This window comes from Gardnerella pickettii, from assembly GCF_029226345.1.
Taxonomy (GTDB): Bacteria; Actinomycetota; Actinomycetes; order Actinomycetales; family Bifidobacteriaceae; genus Bifidobacterium; species Bifidobacterium piotii.
Window position 1 is genome coordinate 1,003,989 of record NZ_JAKNCU010000001.1, and the last position, 21,118, is coordinate 1,025,106.

Here is a 21,118-nt window from a genome sequence, read left to right on the forward strand (position 1 = left end):
TTTGTTGTTTACAAAACTATGTTGTTTACAAAACTAAAAACCCACGATTCTCTATAACCCAACGATTCTCGAAAAAATAATTACAAGTCAAATCAGTAGCTTCTGCGCGATAGCCAATGCCTGTAGGCGCCTTGAATAGAGCCATAACGACCATTGCAATAATTCCAGAACCAACGAAGCTGAGTTTGATAATTAGTTGCCCAATCGGCTCCCATAGAAGACATCTTTCTTCCAGGCAAAGCTTGAGGCAAGCCATACGCGCCAGAAGGATTCATAGCGTTTACGCGCCAACCCGATTCATGCGAGATAATAAACACAGTAGCAGTAAAATCAGCCTCGCTGTATCCATTCGAAAGCAGCCACGAATGCGCCCACTCTTGCATCTCGCCAGCTGGAACTGTGGTTCCAATAGACTCAGCAGAAGCAGAATCTACACTAGCGCCGCCAGTTCCAACAAGAACAACCCTATCTTTTGGAGCTTGCTTAACAAAAGACACAAAAACGTTGGAAGACACAATCTTCTTACCTGCACGCGTAACGATTTTGCTCGTTTCCATAACGCCAGGCGCACCTTGATCTTTAACCTTTTCTGTACCTTTTGGAAGAGCCGATGTCTCTTTTTTAACCGTATTAAAAGCAATAGGCTCGTCGGAAGTTTCAAGCTTTGCACCAGCGCGCTTAATAGTTATAACTGTAGATTCACTAACCTTTGAATCAAGAGACGGCGTAACAACGTCGTGCGAATCCAAAGTTATGTCTCCCGCTTCTAAAACGGACTTAACGTTTGTAAAATCTGTTCCAAAAACCGCGCGATGATGGCCATTTATATTTACAGTAATATAAGAAGTTGCGCCTTTTTTAGATGGGTTGAGCGAGTTTCTGTATGCTCCACGAGAAACCTGATTTTCGCTATCTGTAGCCGAATAGGCAGTTACATAAGACTTTGCGGAATTTGATTTGGAACCAGAATAAAAGTTTCGAGAAACAACTCCAAGAACTACAACAGCCACAATACTAACGAAAATCACTGCAACTCTTGCCCATTGACGCATGCTCAATGAAGTAAGCGTAACAGTTTTCTTTCTGTGACTTGTCATAACTCTCCTTGATAGAAGTTAGTGCAAAGTGTAAATCTAAAACGTTATACGACTTTTTATACGATCTTTTATACGATTTTTAGTTATACGACTTTTTGCACAAAGTATATGTAATTGTAGTCTTACGTAAAGAGAAGCGCTAAAAATCAAGGTTCTTGCGATTATTTCACACTCTTATTAAATTCGCTTTACTCGCTTACAGAATCACCTAATTATCTTTACTGTTTTTAATTATCTTTATTATTTTCATCATCTTTACTAGGATCATAAGCCTTAGCTTGATTAACTAAATCTTCTAAATCAGCTGGAAGTAAAGCGCCAGCTTGACGATAAATAACATCTCCACGCTTAATAACCATAACTGTTGGAACCGCTTTAATCGCAGCTGCACTCGCCAAATCTGGAGACTGATCAATATCTACTTTAACAAACGGAACATCTTCAAATTTTGCGCTTACTTGCTCAAAAATCGGCCCAAAAGCGCGGCAAGGACCGCACCAAGTGGCCCAAAAATCAACAACAACTACCTCGTTGGTGCTTGCAATCTTCTCAAAATCTTCTTGAGTAGCGTGAATAAGTGCCATTTTTACTCCTTAAAACAAGATTTAATAAATTTTACACGAACACGTACTCATTTGCACTATAGTTATTAGCATCATCTGTCGCCTTGCGGCACTAGGCTAGAAAACATGCTTGATATCCAATTTATTCGTGAACATGCCGACGTAGTTAAGGAGTCGCAACGCAAGCGTGGCGAGTCCGTAGAACTTGTCGATGAAGTGCTTCGCGCAGATGATTTGCGCCGCACAAGCTTAAAGGCATTTGAGGCAGCTAGAGCCGATCAAAAAGCAATCGGCAAAAAGGTAGCAGCCGCAAGTGCAGATCAAAAAGCCGAACTTATTGCACAAACAAAAGAGTTAGCGCAAAAAGTTGCACAGTTTAAGGCTCAATCCGAGCAAGCTACTGCAGACTACACAACAGCAATGTGGAAGCTTTCTAACATTGTAGAAGACGAAGCTCCAGAAGGCGGAGAAGACGACTACGTTGTAGTTAAGAAGGTTGGCACACCTCGCAACTTTGCAGCAGAAGGCTTTGAGCCAAAGGATCACTTAACTCTTGGAACTGGCGTTGCTGGAATCGATATGCGCAGAGGCGTTAAGGTTGCAGGCTCTCGCTTCTACTTCTTGCGCGGAGCTGTAGCACGCTTGCAAATCGCAATGCTTACAATGGCTGTAGACCAAGCAGAAGAGCATGGTTTTACGCTTGCGATTACGCCAACGCTTGTGCGACCAGAAGTTATGCGCGGAACTGGCTTCTTGAATTCTCACGCAGACGAGATTTATCGCCTTCGCGAACCAGATGACCAATACTTAGTTGGCACATCCGAGGTTGCTCTTGCTGGCATGCACGAAGATGAAATCCTTGACTTAAGCAATGGCGCTTTGCGCTACTGCGGTTGGTCGAGCTGCTACCGCCGAGAAGCTGGTGCTGCTGGAAAAGATACTTCCGGCATTATTCGCGTGCATCAATTCGATAAGGTAGAGATGTTCGTTTATTGCAAGCAAGAAGATTCTCGCGCAGAACATCAAAAGTTACTCGGCATGGAGCAAGAGATGCTCGCTAAGGTGGAAGTACCTTACCGCATTATTGACACCGCTGCTGGCGACCTTGGCTCTTCTGCTGCGCGCAAGTTTGACTGCGAAGCTTGGGTTCCAACGCAAGGCCGTTATCGCGAGCTTACTTCTACTTCTAATTGCACTGAGTATCAGGCTCGTCGCTTGAATGTTCGCGAGCGCATAGAAGATGGCGGAACTCGCCCAGTTAGCACGCTTAATGGCACTTTGGCTACTACTCGCTGGCTTGTTGCTATTTTGGAAAATCATCAGCACGAAGATGGTTCGATTGATATTCCAAAAGCTATGCAAGCATACATGGGCGGCAAAGAGGTTATTGAGCCTACTAAGTGGGAAGCCTAAAAGCCTAAGCCTAACAGAGCTTTAAGCCTTTGATATTAACGTTGATTAATAAGTGTGCAAATCAGTTTTGGTTTGCACACTTTTGTTTTTGACATTTGCGCTTGTTGCTCAAAACGCCACTACTTTGTAGGCAGCTCTTGCGCAGAACACCCGTGCAAAACAGACGCCATACTCTGCTTTTCGGCGCTTGTAACGCTAAGGTCGTACTTATACTTAACAGCAATCTGCCTAGCTACATAACCGCATCTAAAAGACTTATTAGATGGAAGCCAATAGGCCGCAGAAGCAGAGCCTTTTTCTTGGTTTGCTGCTCCTTGCACAGCAAGAAGGTTCAGCATATCGTTACCAAACTTAAGTCGCTTAGCGCGATTCCACTTCCAAGCACCCGATTGCCAAGCGTTTTCTAGAGCCACAACGTGATCAATTTGAACAAGCGCGCTAGTTTTTCTGCCTCGCACAAAGTTAATATCTAATCCTGTATATGGGTCGTGTAAAAGCCCAGACGCTACTTTGCAAGATCCCGCATACTTAAAGCGAACATGCGTTAAATCGCGCGCAAGAACGTCTTCTCGAACATCACAACCGTTTTTATCATCGTCTGTAGTTCTATACCCAAAAACGCTTCTGTTATATCCAGAAGCATGCGACTTATCTACTTTTAGCTTACTAAGCTTTTCTGCAGCATCTCCACTGGCAACGTATTCTCCAGTAATATTCCCAACATCTTGGTTAAGTTTAGGCAAAACTAAGCCAATAACAATTCCTACAAGAATCGCGAGAGCAATAAGCCATATAAAAGACGTTACGCTCCTAGAGATTGGAGCGTTACTATAGCGCGCATCACCTACTCTACGATTGCTACGACCGCCACGACCGCTACTATTACTACGATTGCGCAGCATGATTAATATCTACAACCCAAGGAATACGACGTATAACAATGTTGAGCACTTGCTGAATAAGGCTAATAAGAATAATGATTGCCATAACTGCGTACACAACGTTCCATTGCGGATTCTTAGTTACAAGTGGGTGGATTGTACTAGAAACAAGCATTATTGCATTTGCAATTCCAATAAGAGAAACCGACATAAGAATCGCTTGCATTCTGCCGACTTTGCGCGATAATCTTACGCGTTGCTGAGCCAATTTTCGCATTGAGTCAACAACTCGCTTAACGCAATAATCTCCTTGACGGAATGCCAATACTTCTTGCAAACCAAGCTCTACATCGTCTACTTCTAGTTCAACCATTTTTTGGTCTAAATGAACTTTATTAATAAAGCTTTTAAGGCTCAAACTAAACAATCCTGGGATTACAAACACGATTAGCAAACAAATCACAGATGCAAAAATCGCGATTTGAACACTAAAGTAGCTTAGCAAAACGATTGCTGGAATAATCGAAAGGATCATTCCAACGCTCATACTAAGACCTGCCTTGTGTAAGTGCGCGTGATGAAGGTCTAGTCCTGCAAAAGACGCAACAAGCGTTAAGCATCTTAAGCATGCGCAAACAACTACAACAAGAACATAGTCTTTAACACCTAAGCCAAAAAGCGGCCTGCTTGCTATAGCAAACATTGCTGCGATTGCGCAAACAGGAATCAACAAAGCACAAACAATATTTATTACAGTTGAGAAAGCACTGAGAATGGCAAATAATGCTTTCTTTAAGTAAGACACTTTTGATTTTTTGCCACTATTATGCACAATATTTTCATGCTCATTTTCATGCTCATCGCTACTTGCATCGCCACTTGCATCGCCACTTTGCGCGCGTAAATCTCCGTTTGAATCATCACTTAGTGCGCCTACAGATGCAGCTCGCGCACGCGAATCACTAAACACACTAACTTTAACTAAATTGTCTGCACTAGTGGCGTAGCTATCGCTTGGAAGAAACACAAGAATAGTTGCTTTTTTGGCAATTTTGCGCAAAATATCGCATAAGTTTTTAGCTTCTTTAGCGCTAATATCTTTGGAAGAATAGTCAAAAATGTATACAGGAGTGCGTCGAATCAACGCGCGTGCCATAACAAGTCGCCTAAGAATGTCTTGCTTATTTTCGGCATGAATATTTTCTACGCGCAAGTCTAAACCGTTGTAATCTGCATAAACAACACCATCCGCGCGAGCAGCTCCAAGTGCCTGCCACATAGACGTTGTAGTAGCATTTTTAGACGCCATCAATAAGTTTTCTCGCAAAGTGGCAGAAAACATGTGACTATTCTTGCGAACAATCGTTACAAGATCTGCCAACGCGCCAGGATCTACATTATTTAGAGTTATATAAGAAGGATTTCCAGCAATATCGCCAAAATCAGATGCCACAAATGGCGAATCCGTACCTAAATCAGGCAGAGCATAACTATCACTGTAAGATAGAGCAACGTTTGATTTAGAGCTAAAAGTAACGCCATTAAGAACGTTGTGCGCAACTAAATCGTAATACTCGCTTGGCATTACATTCAGTTTTCCACTAGAAACATTAAAGGATGCTCGCAAAGGACGATTATTCTTAACAAAATTACAACGAACATGAAGAGAAACGTTGCTAGCGCCATCTGGAATACTCAAAGACGACTTATTGTCTATTTTTTCTAGCACGGATTGTGAATATTCGGAATCCAAATCGGAATCTAAAGTAGATGAATTATTGGAAGAACCACCATTAGCAGCAACACTTTTGAACAAATCGCCAATATTATTTAGCCCCGAAACAGCACGATTTTTAATATGCATGCAATTAGCAACTCTGCGAATTGGATCCACACTTAACATAAGCAGCGGCAAAGTTAGCATTGCTGCAGGAAGACCCACAGACCTAACCGAAAGAAGCCAAACCGTGCAAACAACAGCAACAGCAACCATAAAATACGTCAAAAAAGCACACAAACAACGCAACAAAACACGAACGTTATAAAGCGCAGTACAAAGAGCTAAAGCAGAAAAAACGGCCGCAACGAGGCAAATACTCGCTAGATAAGTGTTGATTGAGAACAACGCAATGCTAACAGCAAAAGGCATAGGAAAAGCTGCAAAAATTTGCGGCAAAAGCAAACCAGCCCAACGCTGAACCCAAGCAATATCTTCATTTACGCAAATCGAAGAATACTCAACAGAATCAGTACGATTAGCCGAACTGAGCGAAATCATAGACCGCAACATCTTCGGTCGAAGCTTCATAGCTACGCGAGTGCCAATCTCGGTAGAAAAAATACAAGATTGATGAAAAGCAACGTATTTTATAATCAAAATACCAACAAGCGAAATCAAATAAGACGTTAGCTCAACGGAGCTAAGCAAAGATTTACCAGTATATTTTGCTGGAATCAAAATAGGCGAAAGAATGCCAACACAAACATACACAAAACCGATGTTTGCAAGAGAAGATATAGCAAGACACGCCGCTCTTAAGGCAACCAGATGTTTAACACCTGGAACAAAAGCAAAGAAACGACTAATCATTTAACTATCCTTTTCTTGTTCATAAAACCTACAAAATCAACGTAGCTATATTATGCATAAGAGCGAACACATTTAACCAGTGCAAACAAACACAAAAGAAGCCAAACATCTAAATATCTAAACATCAAACAAATCTAATACTCACAGCACATCTAACATCTAAACTCTTAAAACACTATAAGTCACTTTTCAAACCCGTAAAATGCACTTTTACAAGCACTCTCTAACACACAGATTCGCTACTTTTTACAACACATAAGATTACGCTAAACGCCAGGCATCAACACGCCGAATTGTAGATTGCAATCTACCCCAAATGCCAACTCAAACGGTGCAAATCGCTAGCGCCATGCTCCAAAATCGCATCCCTATGCGCTTTAGAACCATAGCCCTTGTTATGCGCCCAATCGTAAACAGCATATTTTGGATTTTGTGCTAAATCAATCATCAACGAATCTCGAGTCACCTTTGCAATAACAGAAGCCGCCGAAACACTAGCACACTTTTGATCTGCCTTAACTAAAGTGTGAACTTTTACAGAAAATTGCATACTAGGCGCATCAAAAGTACCTAAAGCTTTGCCAACGTAATTGAACGGACCGTCCAAAATCGCAGCAATCCGCGCATCTTTAAGGCTAGAGCGCATGCGATTTTGAACATCGTTAATCGCATTAATCGCAGCAACACCAAGAGCGTAGCTAATACCCCACTCGTCAATTTGACGATTTGTACAAGAGCCAACAGCAAAAGCATTGCACCAATTTTCAATCGGATCCAGCAAACCCTCCCGCTTATGTGCATTAAGAAGCTTAGAATCCGCTAGACCTTGCGGAAAACTACCCGATTTAATCTTTTGCGCACTAAAAAGCGCTGCACCAACCATAACAGGACCAGCAAGACTACCGCGGCCAACTTCGTCTAAGCCAATAACCCAGTCAAATCCGCTGCTTATAAGGTTTTGTTCAAAGTCAAAAGATGGAATAATTGCCAAATTTGCCTACTCTTAACTACTTATTTGCACTACTTATTTGCGATATCTACTTACGTTTACTTATGCTTAATTACGTCTACTTACGCCTTACTTATTTGCAGATTTAGCTTTTACATCGTCAAAAGCATCGCTGTGATTTTCAAAAATGCCCATACGATTAAGTGGCCAAAAACGCATAAACGCAACGCCTTCAATTTTAGAAATTGGCACTAAACCATCGTCCCCATCGTTCTTATGATACCTAGAATCCGCTGAATTAGCGCGATTATCTCCAAGAACAAAAACATGGCCTGGCTTAACTTTTACCTTAAAAGCAAATGCGCTCGGACTTACACCTGGCCTAATGTAAGCAGATTCAAGAACTGGAACTCCATTAACCAAAATCGGGTCGCCATCCCCTTTGCACTCAACTGTATCTCCAGGAAGACCAATAAGGCGCTTAATTAAATCTTTGCCTGAAAGAATGCCGCCACTGCTGCTTTCTCCGCTTAGCCAATTAGCGGGATCTTCGAAAACAACAATATCACCACGATTTAGCGGAAAAACCCTAGGAGTTAGTTTAGACGTAACAACGTAATCGCCTATATGAATTGTGTCTAGCATAGATCCCGACGGTATAAAATACACGCCAAGAATAAAAATACGCAAAAAAATTACAACGATAATAGGCACAAGATACCAAGCAATAAGCTCTTTCCAAGAAGTTTTGAAAAGCTTTACTGTTCTTGCTTTAGAGCCATTTTGCGTTTGCGAATTTTGGTAATCGCTTTGCTCCGAATTATTACCACGCAAAGCATAATTCGCATAATCGCTATGATTCACGTAATTACCAGAAACGTGATTTCCCCTTATTTTGCAATGTTTAGAGTGCATACCCCTCCTAGCACTCTTAGAGCCAAAATTAAAAACGCTCATAACACCAAAGCCAGAAGCAAGATTACGCTTGACTTCTGGCTCGGGTGGAACAGGAGAAGGATTCAAGCCGTGACCTGCTACATTAACAATATGATTATCGCTATTTTGCAAGTCTTCGGAATGCATATTAATCCTTATGTAAATCCTTAACCTAAATAAATTTACTTAGCAGCGCTGTTGTCACGACGCTCGGCAATACGAGCAGCCTTGCCACGCAAAGCGCGCAAGTAGTAAAGCTTAGCGCGACGAACGCGACCACTACGAACCAGCTTAATCGAATCGATAGCTGGAGAATGAAGTGGGAAGCGACGCTCAACACCAGTACCAAAGCTAACCTTACGAACAACAAAAGTCTCGCGAACGCCAGCACCCTTACGAGCAATAACTACGCCAGTAAAAGTCTGGATACGAGTGTTGTTGCCTTCCTGAATCTTAACGTTAACGTCAACAGTATCTCCAGGACGGAAAGCTGGGATTTCTTCGGCAGCCTTAAGATGCTTAGCATCAAATGCTTCTACAGCATTCACCATAATAATTCCTCCATCGCCGCCGCATATCAGCGCAAGTTATATCAAAGTAAATTGTCTAATTTTAATTTTGACTTTTAAACTTTACTTTGAATAATCTTTCCCAAAAAGTTTGCTTTTTGGGGCTTCCATCCGCCAATCTTCAAAAGCTGGCTAGACTACTAATAAACAGACTATGCGGCATCCGCTTATTGAAAGCATACGAACATAAATTTATGCTCAATAATGGACATTATTGAGCACTATTTCGCACTATTTTAGCGTGCAACGCCATTAAGCGGCGCCGTCTCAACAGTACGCGTTAGCTCGTCGTCGTCGGCATCGTAGTCAAAAAGCTCACCATAACGACCCCAGCTAATCGCAATATCAAATTGCTGACGAGCCAAAGCGTCCGTATGCTTACTGCGAAGCAAATCCAAAATCAACTCACCGCGAAGCTTGCCGTTTCGGTTTCTGCTCAAAGCCTGATCAATCGCGTGAACAAGAGGCGCATGCTCAATCGCAAGTCGCGCAAACACCTGCTTGCTGTGCAAAATGTCGGCATTATGCCACTCTTGACCAGCTTGCGTAATCGTAATATGGCCATTTTCTGCTGTGAGCAAATCAAGCATTGTTCCAGCATCCACAAGCGGGAACAAGTCATCGATTTCAAACGACAAATCCGCGGCCAAATCAGCCAAATCAATGCCATCTGGCTCTTCCGATATAACGTCTAGCAAACCAGCCATACCTCCTGGCGTTGCGTTCGGCAGCAAGTGCACAGCAACAGGCTCTGGCTTAGGCTCGCCAGATTCCGCTTGCTCTTCGTTTTGCTTAGCTTCCACCTCTGCATCGTGATGCTTTTGAATAAGCATGTCGGCGATTGCAGCAGCCTCAGTTTCTTCCGCATCCACTTGTTCCGCAGGCAAAGAGTCGGCAACCGCACTAGGCGAATCGGAAGCTTCCGCCGAATCCGTATTTTGCGATTCAAGATCGCTTTCTGGGTTAGAGCCAGTCAAAATCGCATAAAGATTATCTACCATCGCCTCAAATTCGGCACTATGCTTGTCTCTTGGTCGAGGCAAATCAACTTTCACGTCTGCAATCAAATGACCTGGATGAGATCCCAAAACCACCACGCGATCTGCCATTTGCACAGCTTCTTCAATATTGTGCGTAACGATTAGCACGGACTTAATATCGCGCTCTTCGCTAGACCAAAGCTTAAGAACTTCTTGGCGAAGATTTTCTGCAGTAAGAACGTCAAGAGCAGAGAAAGGCTCATCCATAAACAGTGCGTCTGGGCGCAAAACCAGTGCGCGAGCAATGCCTACGCGCTGACGCATACCGCCAGAAAGCTCCTTTGGATACGCTGTTTCGAAGCCGTCCAAGCCGATTGCGTCGATTGCAGCAAGCGCAAGCTCCGTACGCTTCTCTTTGCTAACTCCTCTAGCGCGCAAACCAAGCTCCACATTGTCTTGAACAGTAAGCCACGGCATAAGTGCGAATGTTTGGAAAACAATTGCAACACCTGGGTTTGGCCCTGTAAGCTCGCGGCCGCGATACGTAACTGTTCCCTCTGTTGGCTGAATTAAGCCTGCCATTGTTCGCAAGAAGGTTGACTTTCCAGCGCCAGAACGCCCTAGAATTGCTACGATCTCTCCCTCGCGCAGCGTAAACGATATGTCGTGAAGCACGTGCTGAGTAGTGCCGCTATCGGACGTAAAGCTTTGACTTATGTGCTTTGCGTCAATAATGTCGCTTGTAATTGAAGACTGCGCAGCCTTTTGCGCGTTTTTGTTCAAAGTGTTCATAATTTTGCCAATCTGTTTTATAAAGTTAAAAAGTTTAATTTTCCGTAGTTTAATAGATTTATTCGATTGATTAGTCGATTGATTAGTCGATTAATCAATTGATTAATCAATCACTTAATTCAACACGAATCTTTTTGCCGAATACCTTTGCAAAGGCGACCAGAACAGTCGATTACTTAACACAACTATTAAGCTCATAACCGTTACTCCCACAAGCGTTTTTACAGAGTCACCAACGGTTGTTGCATTCGTAATATACGCGCCCAAACCTTGAGTTGCCATGTGATTCTTGCCGTATTCCACAATCTCTGCAACAATCGAAGCGTTCCAAGCGCCACCAGCGGCCGTAATTCCGCCAGTGCACCAAGATCCAAAAATCGAAGGCAAAACAAGAGTCTTCCACTTAAGCACACGATTTAATCTAAAGCTTCTTGTCATCTCTTTTAAGTCGTCTGGAATCGCACTAGCGCCTGCAATAACGTTAAACAGAATGTACCATTGTGTGCCAAGCGCCATCAAAATAATGCTTCCCCAACCAAGGTCAATGTGCCAAGCCATAAACCACATCATTGCAAATGGGAACACAAAGTTTGCTGGGAAGCTAGCCAAGATTTGCACAACAGGCTGCATAATGCGAGAAATCTTAGGATTCATGCCAATGTACACGCCTACTGGCACCCAAATTAGCGAGCTTACAAAAATCAACACAGCAACGCGCGCAAAAGTCAAAGCGCCTAACGCTCCAGCTGTAACAAACTCTTGCAAACCTGTGCGAGTTGCTACAAAGTAAAGCATTTGTGCAGCCGCAGCAATAATTAGAACAATCATTACAACGTTAAAAACTAAATCGCCAAGCTTGCGAGCAGACGCTTTACGAGGCCATTTTGCACCCGTGCGGCCAAATGGGCGCGTAGCCAATTCCAGCCACTCGCGAATAGGCGAAAACAGCTTGCTAATAACTTCGTCGGCATGCGAATGACGAATCAGCGTTAAAATCGCGCTCTTTCGCTCTTCGTCGGATGCGCTTTGCGTTATGCGGAATCGTTCTGCCCACGCGGTAAGAGGCTTCCAAAGGAAGAAGTCGATTGCAAGCACAACAATAATCATGGATAAAATTGCCCACCAAATATTTCCAAGCTTGTTTTCTGCAGCAGATTGCGCAACAAAGCTACCAACTCCAGGAAGCGCGTAAGTGTGATTATTTACGGAAATCATCTCGGAAGCAGTAAGGAAGAACCATCCGCCACCAACGCTCATCATGCAATTCCAAAGCAGCGGAATCATTGCGTTTGGCATATCCAGCACCCAGAATCTCTGCCAATGCGTAAGTTGCAAGCTGCGCACTGCCTCGTCCAGCTCCTTAGGCTCACTTAAAAGCGAACGGTGGAACGAGAAAGTCATATTCCAAGCCTGGCTTGTAAAAATCGCAAAAATCGAAGCGGCTTCAACGCCCATCATCGATCCTGGGAAAATCACAAGCCAAATCGTTACTGTAGCCGAAAGGAAGCCAAGAATTGGAACGGATTGCAAAATATCTAGCAGCGGAATAAGAACCTTGCCCAAGCGACGGCTGCGCGCTGCAAGAGAGCCGTAAATAATCGTAAAAATCAGCGATGCTATAAGCGCAAGCATCATACGAAACACGGATCTAAGCGTGTAATAAGGCAAATTAATAAGGTCGGTTGAAACCGCGGAAGGTATGCCACTAGGTCCAATCGGCTGGTTAATGCGCTGCAAAAGGAAAGCGCTTACTCCAAAAAGTGCGATTATGCCAACGCACACAATAATGTCGGACCAAAAACGAGTGTTTTCGTCTACTTGCGCGCTGGCACTACTTTTTCCAGATGTTGTAAATATTGTCATGATAAGTCCTCTGGTAACGCGTATTTTCTTTGAGAGCCGCTTATCACCACTATTTTGCGTAATACTAATAAGGCTAATAAGCCCAATAAAGCTAGTAAGCCTAATCAGCTAAATCACTAAATCACTAAACGCAAGTATTTTGGCGGCGATTGCTGGCTTTTTTTATATTCAGGAGGAACGTCCGTACTACTACTAACACTGTCTGAATCGTCACTAACAGCGTTAACAGTATTAGCAGTATTAGAACTTTGATTACAACCCGTACTGTCATGTTTCACAGCAATCACCTCCTCCAGCTTGTGCGCGCCAACGCAAAACCGTACTATCGCATCGTCATTGAATCGGACGGCAAGCAAGAAGACACAATGTGATTTACAAATCAAAAGAAATCAACATTAATCTTGTCGTTCAAGCTTCAGCTTCGCAGGGCGATGGCGTTGCATTAGTCGAAGCCTTGAAATCGACAACGACTGTTGACCAACTTGCAGTGTCTCCACTGTGTTGCGGCAGCAACCCGTATCCCCGTGGTAGCCTTACCTACCGACCGTGCTCATTATAAATTATCACCACTTTTAAGTCAACCTATTTTTTGAATTGACTTTTCGCGCTACGCTTTAAGCGCAAGGCAGGTTGGAGCAAAAAATAAAAAAGCCTCTTGAAGAATTTAATCAACAAGAGGCTTTAAATCAACAATCAAATAAGATTGCTACTCGCTCGCTTACTTGCGATGAGCGCGGTAGAAGCGAATCAAGCTCTGCGTAGAAGCATCCTGAGCTGCCAAAGCGCTATCATCCTTAGAAATTGCAGGAGTAATCTGCTTTGCAAGCTGCTTGCCAAGCTCCACACCCCACTGATCGTAGGAATCCAAGCCCCAAACAGTGCCTTCAACAAAGGTGATGTGCTCGTAGAGAGCAATCAACTCGCCCAAGCTAAATGGAGTCAAAGCATCGCCAAAGATAGAGGTGGTTGGACGGTTGCCGCTAAATACGCGAGCTGGAACAATCTCTTCTGGAGTACCTTCAGCGCGAACTTCGTCTGCAGTCTTGCCGAAAGCAAGAGCCTTAGTCTGTGCAAGATAGTTGCCCAAGAACAGCTCGTGAACATCTTGATCGCCATCCTTAGTAGGATTTGGAGTGTTCACAAAAGCAATAAAATCAGCTGGAATAAGCTGAGTGCCCTGGTGAATCAACTGGTAGAAAGCGTGCTGGCCATTGGTGCCTGGCTCGCCCCAGAAGATTTCGCCAGTTTCGCTGGTTACAGGAGTGCCATCCCAGCGAACCGACTTGCCGTTGGATTCCATAGTGAGCTGCTGCAAATACGCTGGGAAGCGATGCAAGTACTGATCGTATGGAAGAACAGCATGGGAAGCAACCTTGTAGAAGTTGCGGTACCAAACGTTGAGCATACCAAGAAGAACAACAACATTCTTCTCGAATGGAGTCTCAGCAAAGTAGGTATCGATTGCGTGGAAGCCCTTCAAGAACTCCTCAAAGCGCTCAGGTCCTAAAACAACAGCCAAAGAGGTGCCAACAGCGGAATCCACAGAGTAGCGGCCGCCAACCCAGTTCCAGAATCCAAAAGCGTTGGTTGGGTTAATGCCGAACTCTTCAACCTTCTCGAGGTTGGTGGAAACAGCTACGAAGTGCTTTGCAACAGCTTCTGCCTTCTTTGCATCGCTGCCGTCAATAGCACCACTCTCCTGAAGCTTGTTAAGCAACCATGTGCGAGCGCTACGAGCGTTAGTCAAAGTCTCCAAAGTGGTGAAAGTCTTAGAAACAATAATGAAAAGCGTGGTTTCTGGATCCAAATCCTTGGTCTTTTCTGCCATATCGTTTGGATCAATGTTGGAAACGTAGCGAGCATTAATGCCAGCATCTGCGTATGGCTTTAAGGCTTCGTAAACCATGACTGGACCCAAGTCAGATCCGCCAATACCAATGTTTACAACGGTCTTAATGTTCTTGCCAGTAACACCCTTCCACTCTCCCGAGCGAACCTTATTTGCAAAGTCGTAGATGCGACCCAAAACTTCGCGAACGTCGGCAACAGTATCTTGACCGTCAACAATGAACTTGCCAGCGTCTTCTGCTGGGCGACGCAAAGCGGTGTGCAATACTGCGCGATCTTCGGTGTTGTTAATGTGCACGCCAGTGTACATTGCCTTAGTGCGCTCGTCGAGCTTTACAGCCTTAGCAAGGTTTGCGAAAAGCTTAAGCGTTTCTGGCTTAATCAAATTCTTAGAAAGATCGAAGTGGAGGTCTCCAGCTTCGAAGCTCAACTTATCCACGCGATTTGCATCTTCGGCAAACCACTTCTTCAGGCTCACGCCTTCGGATTGCAACTCATCATAGTGCTTTTGCAATGCAGCCCATTCTGGGGTCTTAACGGCGTCAACTGGTGGATTGATGGCCATTTCTAGGTCCTTTCATCTTTATTAAGTGATGTGATGATTTATAAATGTTTTATATAAATGTTTTAAGTCTAAGCACAATCTTTGGCACACTTAAACACAATGCAGAATCATCATGAATCGTAAGCAAAAATCATAATGTAAACAAGTGTAAAAATGAGCTTAAGCAAGGTGCTTGCATCACATCTTCCAATTGCCAAGATACTCACAAAAGCGGACAGAAATACACTTTGACTAGAACACATGCGAACATTACGGCGCGGCGCACTAGACAAAATCGAAATATTCATATATAGTATTTGATTTGTGCGCGAGTCGCGAATGCTTCTCGGGCAGTTGCCACTTTAGCTCAGTCGGTAGAGCGTCTCACTCGTAATGAGAAGGTCGACAGTTCGATTCTGTCAAGTGGCTCTTAAAAACCCATTTTTTGCCTGTTTAGGCGATTTTGCGCGAGTGGCGGAATGGTAGACGCGCAGGATTTAGGTTCCTGTGTCTTACGACGTGTGGGTTCAAGTCCCATCTCGCGCACATTTTGTAGTTTAATCGCAAGCTGAAGTCGTTAGTTTATCGCAACTATAATCGCAAATTAAATCGCAACTACTCAATAAACATAGCTTTTAATTCAGGCAAAAGTGCCCTCAAAGCGTTGCCGCGATGAGAAATCGCATTTTTTTCTTGCTGATTAAGTTGCGCGCTAGTTAAATCGTGCATTTGAACACCATCCCTAACGGGCTGATTATTTGGCACAAAAAGCGGATCGTAGCCAAAACCCTTGCAACCTCTAGGCTCACGAATCAAGCGCCCAACCATTTCTCCAACGCGAACAGTCTCAAAACCGTTGTTTTTCCACATAGCGTTTTCCAGATCCGCATCAACGCAGTCTTTAGGAACAGCAAGAGCCGCCGCGCATCTAAATCGCGCCGTTCGGCATTCGTCTGGAATATCCTCAAGCTGCTTAAGCAAAAGCGCGTTATTGGCATTATCGTCTCCATGAACCCCGCTCCAGCGCGCAGACAATATTCCTGGAGCCGCGCCCAAAACGTCTACAATCAAGCCAGAATCGTCAGCAACCGCAGGTAATCCAGTTCTTTGCGCAACGTCTCTAGCCTTGATTAGCGCGTTTTGCTCAAAAGTCACGCCTGTTTCCACTGGGTCTGGAAGCCCCAAAGAGCCAGCAGTAACAAGCTCAATATGCTCCGATATTTCCGCAAACTCTTCGTTAAGAATCCGCTTAATTTCAACGAGTTTACCCTCATTATGCGTTGCCACAACAAGTTTCACGCTCGCCACTCCTTAGTAATTTATCGAATAAACAGACATAAATTTTATTTAATTTTGGCTTAACTTAATTTTGGCTTAAAACTGCACGCTGAGCCGCTTGAAGCTCGCGATTACCTTTGGCTGCCAAATCAAGCAAAACGTTAAGCTCATCGCGATTAAACGGGCGATGCTCCGCCGTGCCTTGAATCTCAATAAAATTGCCCGAACCAGTCATAGCAACGTTCATATCTGTCATAGCTTGACTGTCTTCTACATAGGGCAAATCAAGCATTGGAGTGCCATTAATAACGCCTACAGAAACAGCGGAAACGGAGTCTTTAAGAACGTTTTTAGCGCTGCGAATATGCTTGTGCTTTTCGGCCCAATTTAGCGCGTCTACAAGAGCCACATATGCGCCTGTAATCGAAGCTGTGCGCGTGCCACCATCTGCTTGAAGAACATCGCAATCAATTTGAATAAGGCACTCGCCCATTGCCTTCATGTCTATAACGCCCCTAAGGCAGCGACCAATAAGACGACTAATCTCGTGCGTGCGGCCGCCGATTTTGCCCTTAACAGACTCGCGATCGGTGCGCTCGGCAGTGGCCCTTGGAAGCATTGAGTACTCGGCTGTAACCCAACCTAAACCAGTGTCTCTCCTCCAGCGCGGAACGCCAATAGTAAAAGTGGCAGTGCACATAACGCGCGTATTTCCGCACTCAATAAGAACGGAGCCTTCTGGAACGTTTGTAAAATTGCGCGTGATTTTTACTGGCCGCAACTCGTCCACATCTCTGCCATCAAAGCGAATAGGTTTTATAGATTCCAACATATCCTTAATTTGAGCCATAATTCAACAATTTAGCACGCGGCATTAACTAGCACGCAGCATTAATCTTGCTAGCACACAGCATTAATCTTTAGCAAAATCGCTATACAAAACCGTAGACTTTTGCATCAAATTTGCTCGCTAAGCGTAAGCCACTCTTCTTCTAACGCGCTAGATTCGCTTTGATTCGCCTGCAACTTCTCGTTAAGCTCTTGCAAGCCAACAAAATCGCTAGGATCGTGGCTTGCCATTTTTTGCTCAATCGCGCTTTTTTCTTCTTCAAGCTTTTCTAGCTTGCGCTCTATTGCCGCAACTCTTCTTGTAGCATCGTAGTACGCTTTTCCGCTTAATTTTGCTTCAGATTTTTGATTTGATTTTTGATTTGACTTTTGATTTGAATCTAATCCAACACCTTCTGCAGACTCCGACTTTGACTCCGACTTACCACCAGATTCCGCCGCAAAATCTGCCTTAGACTCTTGCATATTTGCGCGCTCATAGTCTTCCATAATCTTTAAATATTCGTCAACTCCGCCTGGAAGATGGCGAATCTTGCCGTCAATCAACGCAAACTGCTGATCAGTCACGCGCTCAAGCAAGTATCTGTCGTGCGAGACAACAATCAAAGTGCCTGGCCAAGTGTCTAGTAAATCTTCCATAACGGCAAGCATGTCTGTATCTAAGTCGTTTCCAGGCTCGTCCATTATCAACACATTTGGCTCGTTTAGAAGAATCAAAAGCAATTGCATGCGACGTTTTTGGCCACCCGAAAGGTCTGCAATCGGCGTCATAAGCTGCTCTGGCTTAAAACCAAGCCTCTCCATAAGCTGACCAGGAGTCACTTCTTTGCCGTCGATTATGTAGCTTGGCTTGTATCGGCTCAAAACCTCTTTAACCTTATATTTTCCAAGCTTTTCCAGCTCTTCTAGGCGCTGAGATAGCACGGCAAATTTTACAGTTTTGCCAATATTTACATGACCTTTAGTTGGATGCAAAGAGCCGTCGATTATGCTTAAAAGCGTTGATTTTCCAGCGCCATTAGCTCCGACTATGCCGAATCGGTCTCCTGGCCCTATTAGCCACGTTTGATTGTCTAAAATCATGCGGCCGCTAATCGTTTTTTGCAATGCTGCACATGTTTCTTTTAATGGCGATTCTTCTTGCGATAATGGCGATTCTTGCGATTCCACTTGCGATTCTTCTACAGAAATCGTAACGCTACCATCATGCGTAGGCTGTGAAAATGGCGATTTTACAATATCCGCATCGGATGCAGCAGGACTTGATGAATCCTCAAAAATTTGCGTAACGTCAATCAAATCAACAACTTGCTTACCAAGACGAGAAGTTGCCATTCTTTTTAGCTCAAGAGTATCTCGCATTGGCGGAACGTCTGCTATAAGCTCGCGAGCTTGCTTAACGTGGAATTTTTGCTTTGTAGAACGCGCTCGAGCACCTCTAGAAAGCCACGCAAGCTCTTTACGAGCCAAATTCCGCCTGCGCTCCTCGCGAACATCCGCCTGGCGTTCGCGCTCAACTCGCTGCATCATGTACGCACTGTAGCCGCCTTCAAACGGGTCGATTGCGCCATCGTGAACTTCCCACATAGAAGAGCAAACTTCGTCTAAAAACCATCTATCGTGTGTAACAAGCAAAAGAGCGCCCTGCCCATCTTGCCACCTGTGCAAAAGATGCTCCGCAAGCCAATGAATTGTAAGAACATCAAGATGATTCGTAGGCTCGTCCAAAGCCAAAATATCCCAATCGTGCAGCAGAAGCCTTGCCAAATCCGCACGCCTGCGCTGTCCGCCAGAAAGCGTACCAACCTTAGCTTCAAGGTTGATTCCGCCCAAAAGAGACTCCACAATTTCTCGCTGCTTTGAATCTGCAGCCCACTCGTAATCCTGGCGATTCTCCAATGCAGCTTGGCGAACCGTAGCATTATCGTCTAGCGGATCTCGCTGACTTAAAATGCCTAATGTTAGGCCATTTCTGCGAGTAACTCTTCCAGAATCTGGGCTAATCGCGCCTTGAAGAAGCTTTAGAAGAGTGGACTTTCCGTCTCCGTTTTTGCCTACGATTCCTATGCGGTCGCCTTCAAAAACGCCTTGAGTTACGTCTTTGAAAATCGTTTTTGTTGCAAATTCAAGGGAAACATGTTCTAGTCCCAAATCATAAGTAGGCATAACTCACAAATATAGCTGTGCTGCTATACCATTCGCGAATGCAGGTCGTCGTTCGCACGGATTAGCCGTGCGAACGTCTCCGCAGCGCAGAAGCAGTGCTTCTGCGCTGAGCTGCTCAGCGCGCCAAATTGCCTTCGCGCGCTACGCTTTAAGCGCTCGGGCAGGTTGGCGCGCAAGCTAGGTAGAGATTCGAGATTTTTCGCCCTGAATGAGATGAACCTCAGCGCCGAAGGTGGTGATTCATCGAATGAAGAAGAAAAATCGAGAATCTCAGGCGATTAAGCAATACGCAATTGTTCAAACACGTAAGAGGGCTGGGTGATTCTTGGTCGAACAGTATAAGAGCGGCAGCCGATACCAAATAATCCAACGGCTCACGCCTACAAACAAACTTAAACCAAAAACAAAATCAAAGCCAAATCGGAACAACCGCAACAACAAACAACACGTAAGAGGCGGAGCGTTGTGAGACAAGAATTAGCCAGCCCTCAGCAACACTAAATAGGAAAATCCGCTCACATCTTCGCTTGACTTTGTACCAAAATTGCAAAATGCTTAAAGTCGTATAGTATTGAATCATGAGTTACGTATCTGAAAATTCTTTACACAATGCTGTGAATCTTGCTGCAACAGACCTCTTTACTTTTAGCTACAAGCACATTATTAAGCCGCACTTAGTGTTTAACATTCCGCCAGACGAAGCACACGACCGCATGATTGCATTTTGCAAAATAAGCGAGCGCATTCCTGGATTAATGTGGCTTTTGCGACAAATGCTTGACTACACAGATCCAATTTTACAAACGCAAGTTATGGGAGTAGATTTTGCGAATCCATTTGGCTTAAGCGCAGGACTCGATAAAAACTGTGATTTGTGCACAGTTCTAGACAACGCCGGTTTTGGTTTTGAAACAGTTGGCTCCACAACTGCTCGCCCATGCGCAGGAAACGCTAAGCCTTGGTATCATAGGCTTCCGCAATATGATTCACTTCTTGTTCATGCAGGTCTTGCCAATGACGGCAGCGAATTTGTGATTCCTAGAGTAGAAAAAGCGTGGACAAACGCTAAAAGCATGCAACTTTCTGTAAGCATTGCGCGAACTAACGATAATCTTGTTGGTGATTTAGACGAAGGTATTGAAGATTATCGCATATCTATGGAGCGCGCGAGCGGCAAAAGCTCCATGATTGAGGTTAATATTTCTTGCCCAAACACTATGGCTGGCGAGCCTTTTAGCAATCCAGATGCTTTAGATAAGCTTTTTAGTGTTTTAGATAAAGTAAGCAGACCTCAGCCAACTCTTGTAAAAATGCCTTTGAACTTAAAGGGAGGGTGGCCTCAATTTAAGTCTTTGTTAGACGTTTTAAGCGCGCATAAGGTTGATGGCGTGAGCATTGCAAATTTGCGCAAGAATCGAGATGGGCTAGACATTCCTGCAGATTGGCAAGGTGGAATCTCAGGGGCTCCAACTTACAATGCAAGCAATGAGCTTATTAAGCGCACTAGAAGCGAGTTCGGGTCTCGCTTTGCAATTGCTGGAATCGGCGGAGTATTTACCGCTGAACAGGCGTATCAAAAGATTAGAAACGGCGCCGACTTAGTTATGTTCGTTTCTTCTCTTATGTACAGAGGCCCTCAACAAATTACAACATTAAAGCGCGGTCTTGCAAAGATGCTTAGAAAAGACGGCTTTAATAGTGTTAAAGATGCTGTTGGAGTAGACGCGCTCTAGGCGAGAGTCGCACTAGTGACAACAAACACTAGCGGCCACACACTAGCAACAAACACTAGCGACCAAA

The 21,118-nt window shown here is 44.3% G+C and carries 16 protein-coding genes, 2 tRNA genes and 1 riboswitch; of the genes, 4 read left to right on the top strand and 14 right to left on the bottom strand.

Annotation, left to right across the window (positions count from 1 at the left end; all coding sequences use genetic code 11):
* Positions 1-92: 92 nt before the first annotated feature.
* Both MAF46_RS03920 and trxA read right to left on the bottom strand, forming a co-directional pair.
* Positions 93-1,097 (bottom strand): aggregation-promoting factor C-terminal-like domain-containing protein, encoded by a 1,005-nt coding sequence (locus MAF46_RS03920; protein ID WP_060785880.1) that lies wholly within the window; start codon positions 1,095-1,097, stop codon positions 93-95.
* A gap of 227 nt (positions 1,098-1,324) precedes the next feature.
* The gene (gene trxA, locus MAF46_RS03925) at positions 1,325-1,681 is read right to left on the bottom strand and encodes a thioredoxin (protein ID WP_060785879.1); all 357 of its coding nucleotides are present in this window, start codon (positions 1,679-1,681) and stop codon (positions 1,325-1,327) included.
* A 105-nt stretch (positions 1,682-1,786) separates the two neighbouring features.
* Here trxA and serS point away from each other — a divergent pair, with 105 nt between their 5' ends.
* A complete protein-coding gene (gene serS / locus MAF46_RS03930) occupies positions 1,787-3,073 on the top strand; it encodes a serine--tRNA ligase (RefSeq protein WP_060785878.1) in 1,287 nt (428 codons plus the stop codon).
* Positions 3,074-3,192: 119 nt separating this feature from the next.
* Here the strand turns inward: serS and MAF46_RS03935 are convergent, their stop codons facing one another.
* From MAF46_RS03935 to pgi, 9 genes are all read right to left on the bottom strand, one after another.
* Positions 3,193-3,975 carry an HNH endonuclease family protein gene (locus MAF46_RS03935; protein ID WP_018619636.1) on the bottom strand — a complete coding sequence of 261 codons (783 nt, stop codon included), beginning with the start codon at positions 3,973-3,975 and terminating at the stop codon, positions 3,193-3,195.
* Positions 3,959-6,544, bottom strand: a complete 2,586-nt coding sequence (locus tag MAF46_RS03940; protein ID WP_060785877.1) for a hypothetical protein — start codon at positions 6,542-6,544, stop codon at positions 3,959-3,961. The genes MAF46_RS03935 and MAF46_RS03940 overlap by 17 nt, the downstream gene beginning before the upstream one ends.
* A 307-nt stretch (positions 6,545-6,851) precedes the next feature.
* Positions 6,852-7,535, bottom strand: coding sequence for a ribonuclease HII (locus MAF46_RS03945; protein WP_016793383.1), 684 nt, complete (start codon positions 7,533-7,535; stop codon positions 6,852-6,854).
* An 87-nt stretch (positions 7,536-7,622) separates the two neighbouring features.
* Positions 7,623-8,576: a signal peptidase I gene (lepB, locus tag MAF46_RS03950; RefSeq protein ID WP_020759212.1), complete on the bottom strand. Its 954-nt coding sequence runs from the start codon at positions 8,574-8,576 to the stop codon at positions 7,623-7,625.
* 35 nt (positions 8,577-8,611) lie between these two features.
* Positions 8,612-8,980 (bottom strand): 50S ribosomal protein L19, encoded by a 369-nt coding sequence (gene rplS / locus MAF46_RS03955; protein WP_004127473.1) that lies wholly within the window; start codon positions 8,978-8,980, stop codon positions 8,612-8,614.
* A gap of 254 nt (positions 8,981-9,234) precedes the next feature.
* Positions 9,235-10,770 (bottom strand): ABC transporter ATP-binding protein, encoded by a 1,536-nt coding sequence (locus MAF46_RS03960; protein ID WP_060785876.1) that lies wholly within the window; start codon positions 10,768-10,770, stop codon positions 9,235-9,237.
* A gap of 114 nt (positions 10,771-10,884) precedes the next feature.
* Positions 10,885-12,633, bottom strand: a complete 1,749-nt coding sequence (locus MAF46_RS03965) for an ABC transporter permease (RefSeq protein ID WP_004131741.1) — start codon at positions 12,631-12,633, stop codon at positions 10,885-10,887.
* A 116-nt stretch (positions 12,634-12,749) separates the two neighbouring features.
* Positions 12,750-12,911: a hypothetical protein gene (locus MAF46_RS03970; protein ID WP_004133392.1), complete on the bottom strand. Its 162-nt coding sequence runs from the start codon at positions 12,909-12,911 to the stop codon at positions 12,750-12,752.
* Between the two features lie 113 nt (positions 12,912-13,024).
* A riboswitch (M-box (ykoK) riboswitch) is annotated at positions 13,025-13,185 on the bottom strand.
* Between the two features lie 166 nt (positions 13,186-13,351).
* Positions 13,352-15,046 carry a glucose-6-phosphate isomerase gene (pgi, locus tag MAF46_RS03975; RefSeq protein WP_060785875.1) on the bottom strand — a complete coding sequence of 565 codons (1,695 nt, stop codon included), beginning with the start codon at positions 15,044-15,046 and terminating at the stop codon, positions 13,352-13,354.
* A gap of 335 nt (positions 15,047-15,381) precedes the next feature.
* On the opposite strand from pgi, the gene MAF46_RS03980 reads away from it, so the two are divergent.
* Both MAF46_RS03980 and MAF46_RS03985 read left to right on the top strand, forming a co-directional pair.
* Positions 15,382-15,454, top strand: a tRNA-Thr gene (locus MAF46_RS03980).
* Between the two features lie 36 nt (positions 15,455-15,490).
* A tRNA-Leu gene (locus MAF46_RS03985) sits at positions 15,491-15,571 on the top strand.
* Between the two features lie 69 nt (positions 15,572-15,640).
* Here the strand turns inward: MAF46_RS03985 and MAF46_RS03990 are convergent.
* The 3 genes from MAF46_RS03990 to MAF46_RS04000 all read right to left on the bottom strand — a co-directional run bounded on the left by MAF46_RS03990 (position 15,641) and on the right by MAF46_RS04000 (position 19,318).
* Positions 15,641-16,324, bottom strand: coding sequence for a non-canonical purine NTP pyrophosphatase (locus MAF46_RS03990; RefSeq protein ID WP_004133394.1), 684 nt, complete (start codon positions 16,322-16,324; stop codon positions 15,641-15,643).
* A 64-nt stretch (positions 16,325-16,388) separates the two neighbouring features.
* Positions 16,389-17,153: a ribonuclease PH gene (gene rph / locus MAF46_RS03995; RefSeq protein ID WP_004133395.1), complete on the bottom strand. Its 765-nt coding sequence runs from the start codon at positions 17,151-17,153 to the stop codon at positions 16,389-16,391.
* A 107-nt stretch (positions 17,154-17,260) separates the two neighbouring features.
* Positions 17,261-19,318: an ABC-F family ATP-binding cassette domain-containing protein gene (locus MAF46_RS04000; protein ID WP_020758776.1), complete on the bottom strand. Its 2,058-nt coding sequence runs from the start codon at positions 19,316-19,318 to the stop codon at positions 17,261-17,263.
* Positions 19,319-19,896: 578 nt separating this feature from the next.
* Between MAF46_RS04000 and MAF46_RS04005 the strand changes: the two genes are divergently transcribed.
* The gene (locus MAF46_RS04005) at positions 19,897-21,051 is read left to right on the top strand and encodes a quinone-dependent dihydroorotate dehydrogenase (protein WP_018623157.1); all 1,155 of its coding nucleotides are present in this window, start codon (positions 19,897-19,899) and stop codon (positions 21,049-21,051) included.
* The last annotated feature ends 67 nt before the right edge of the window (positions 21,052-21,118 follow it).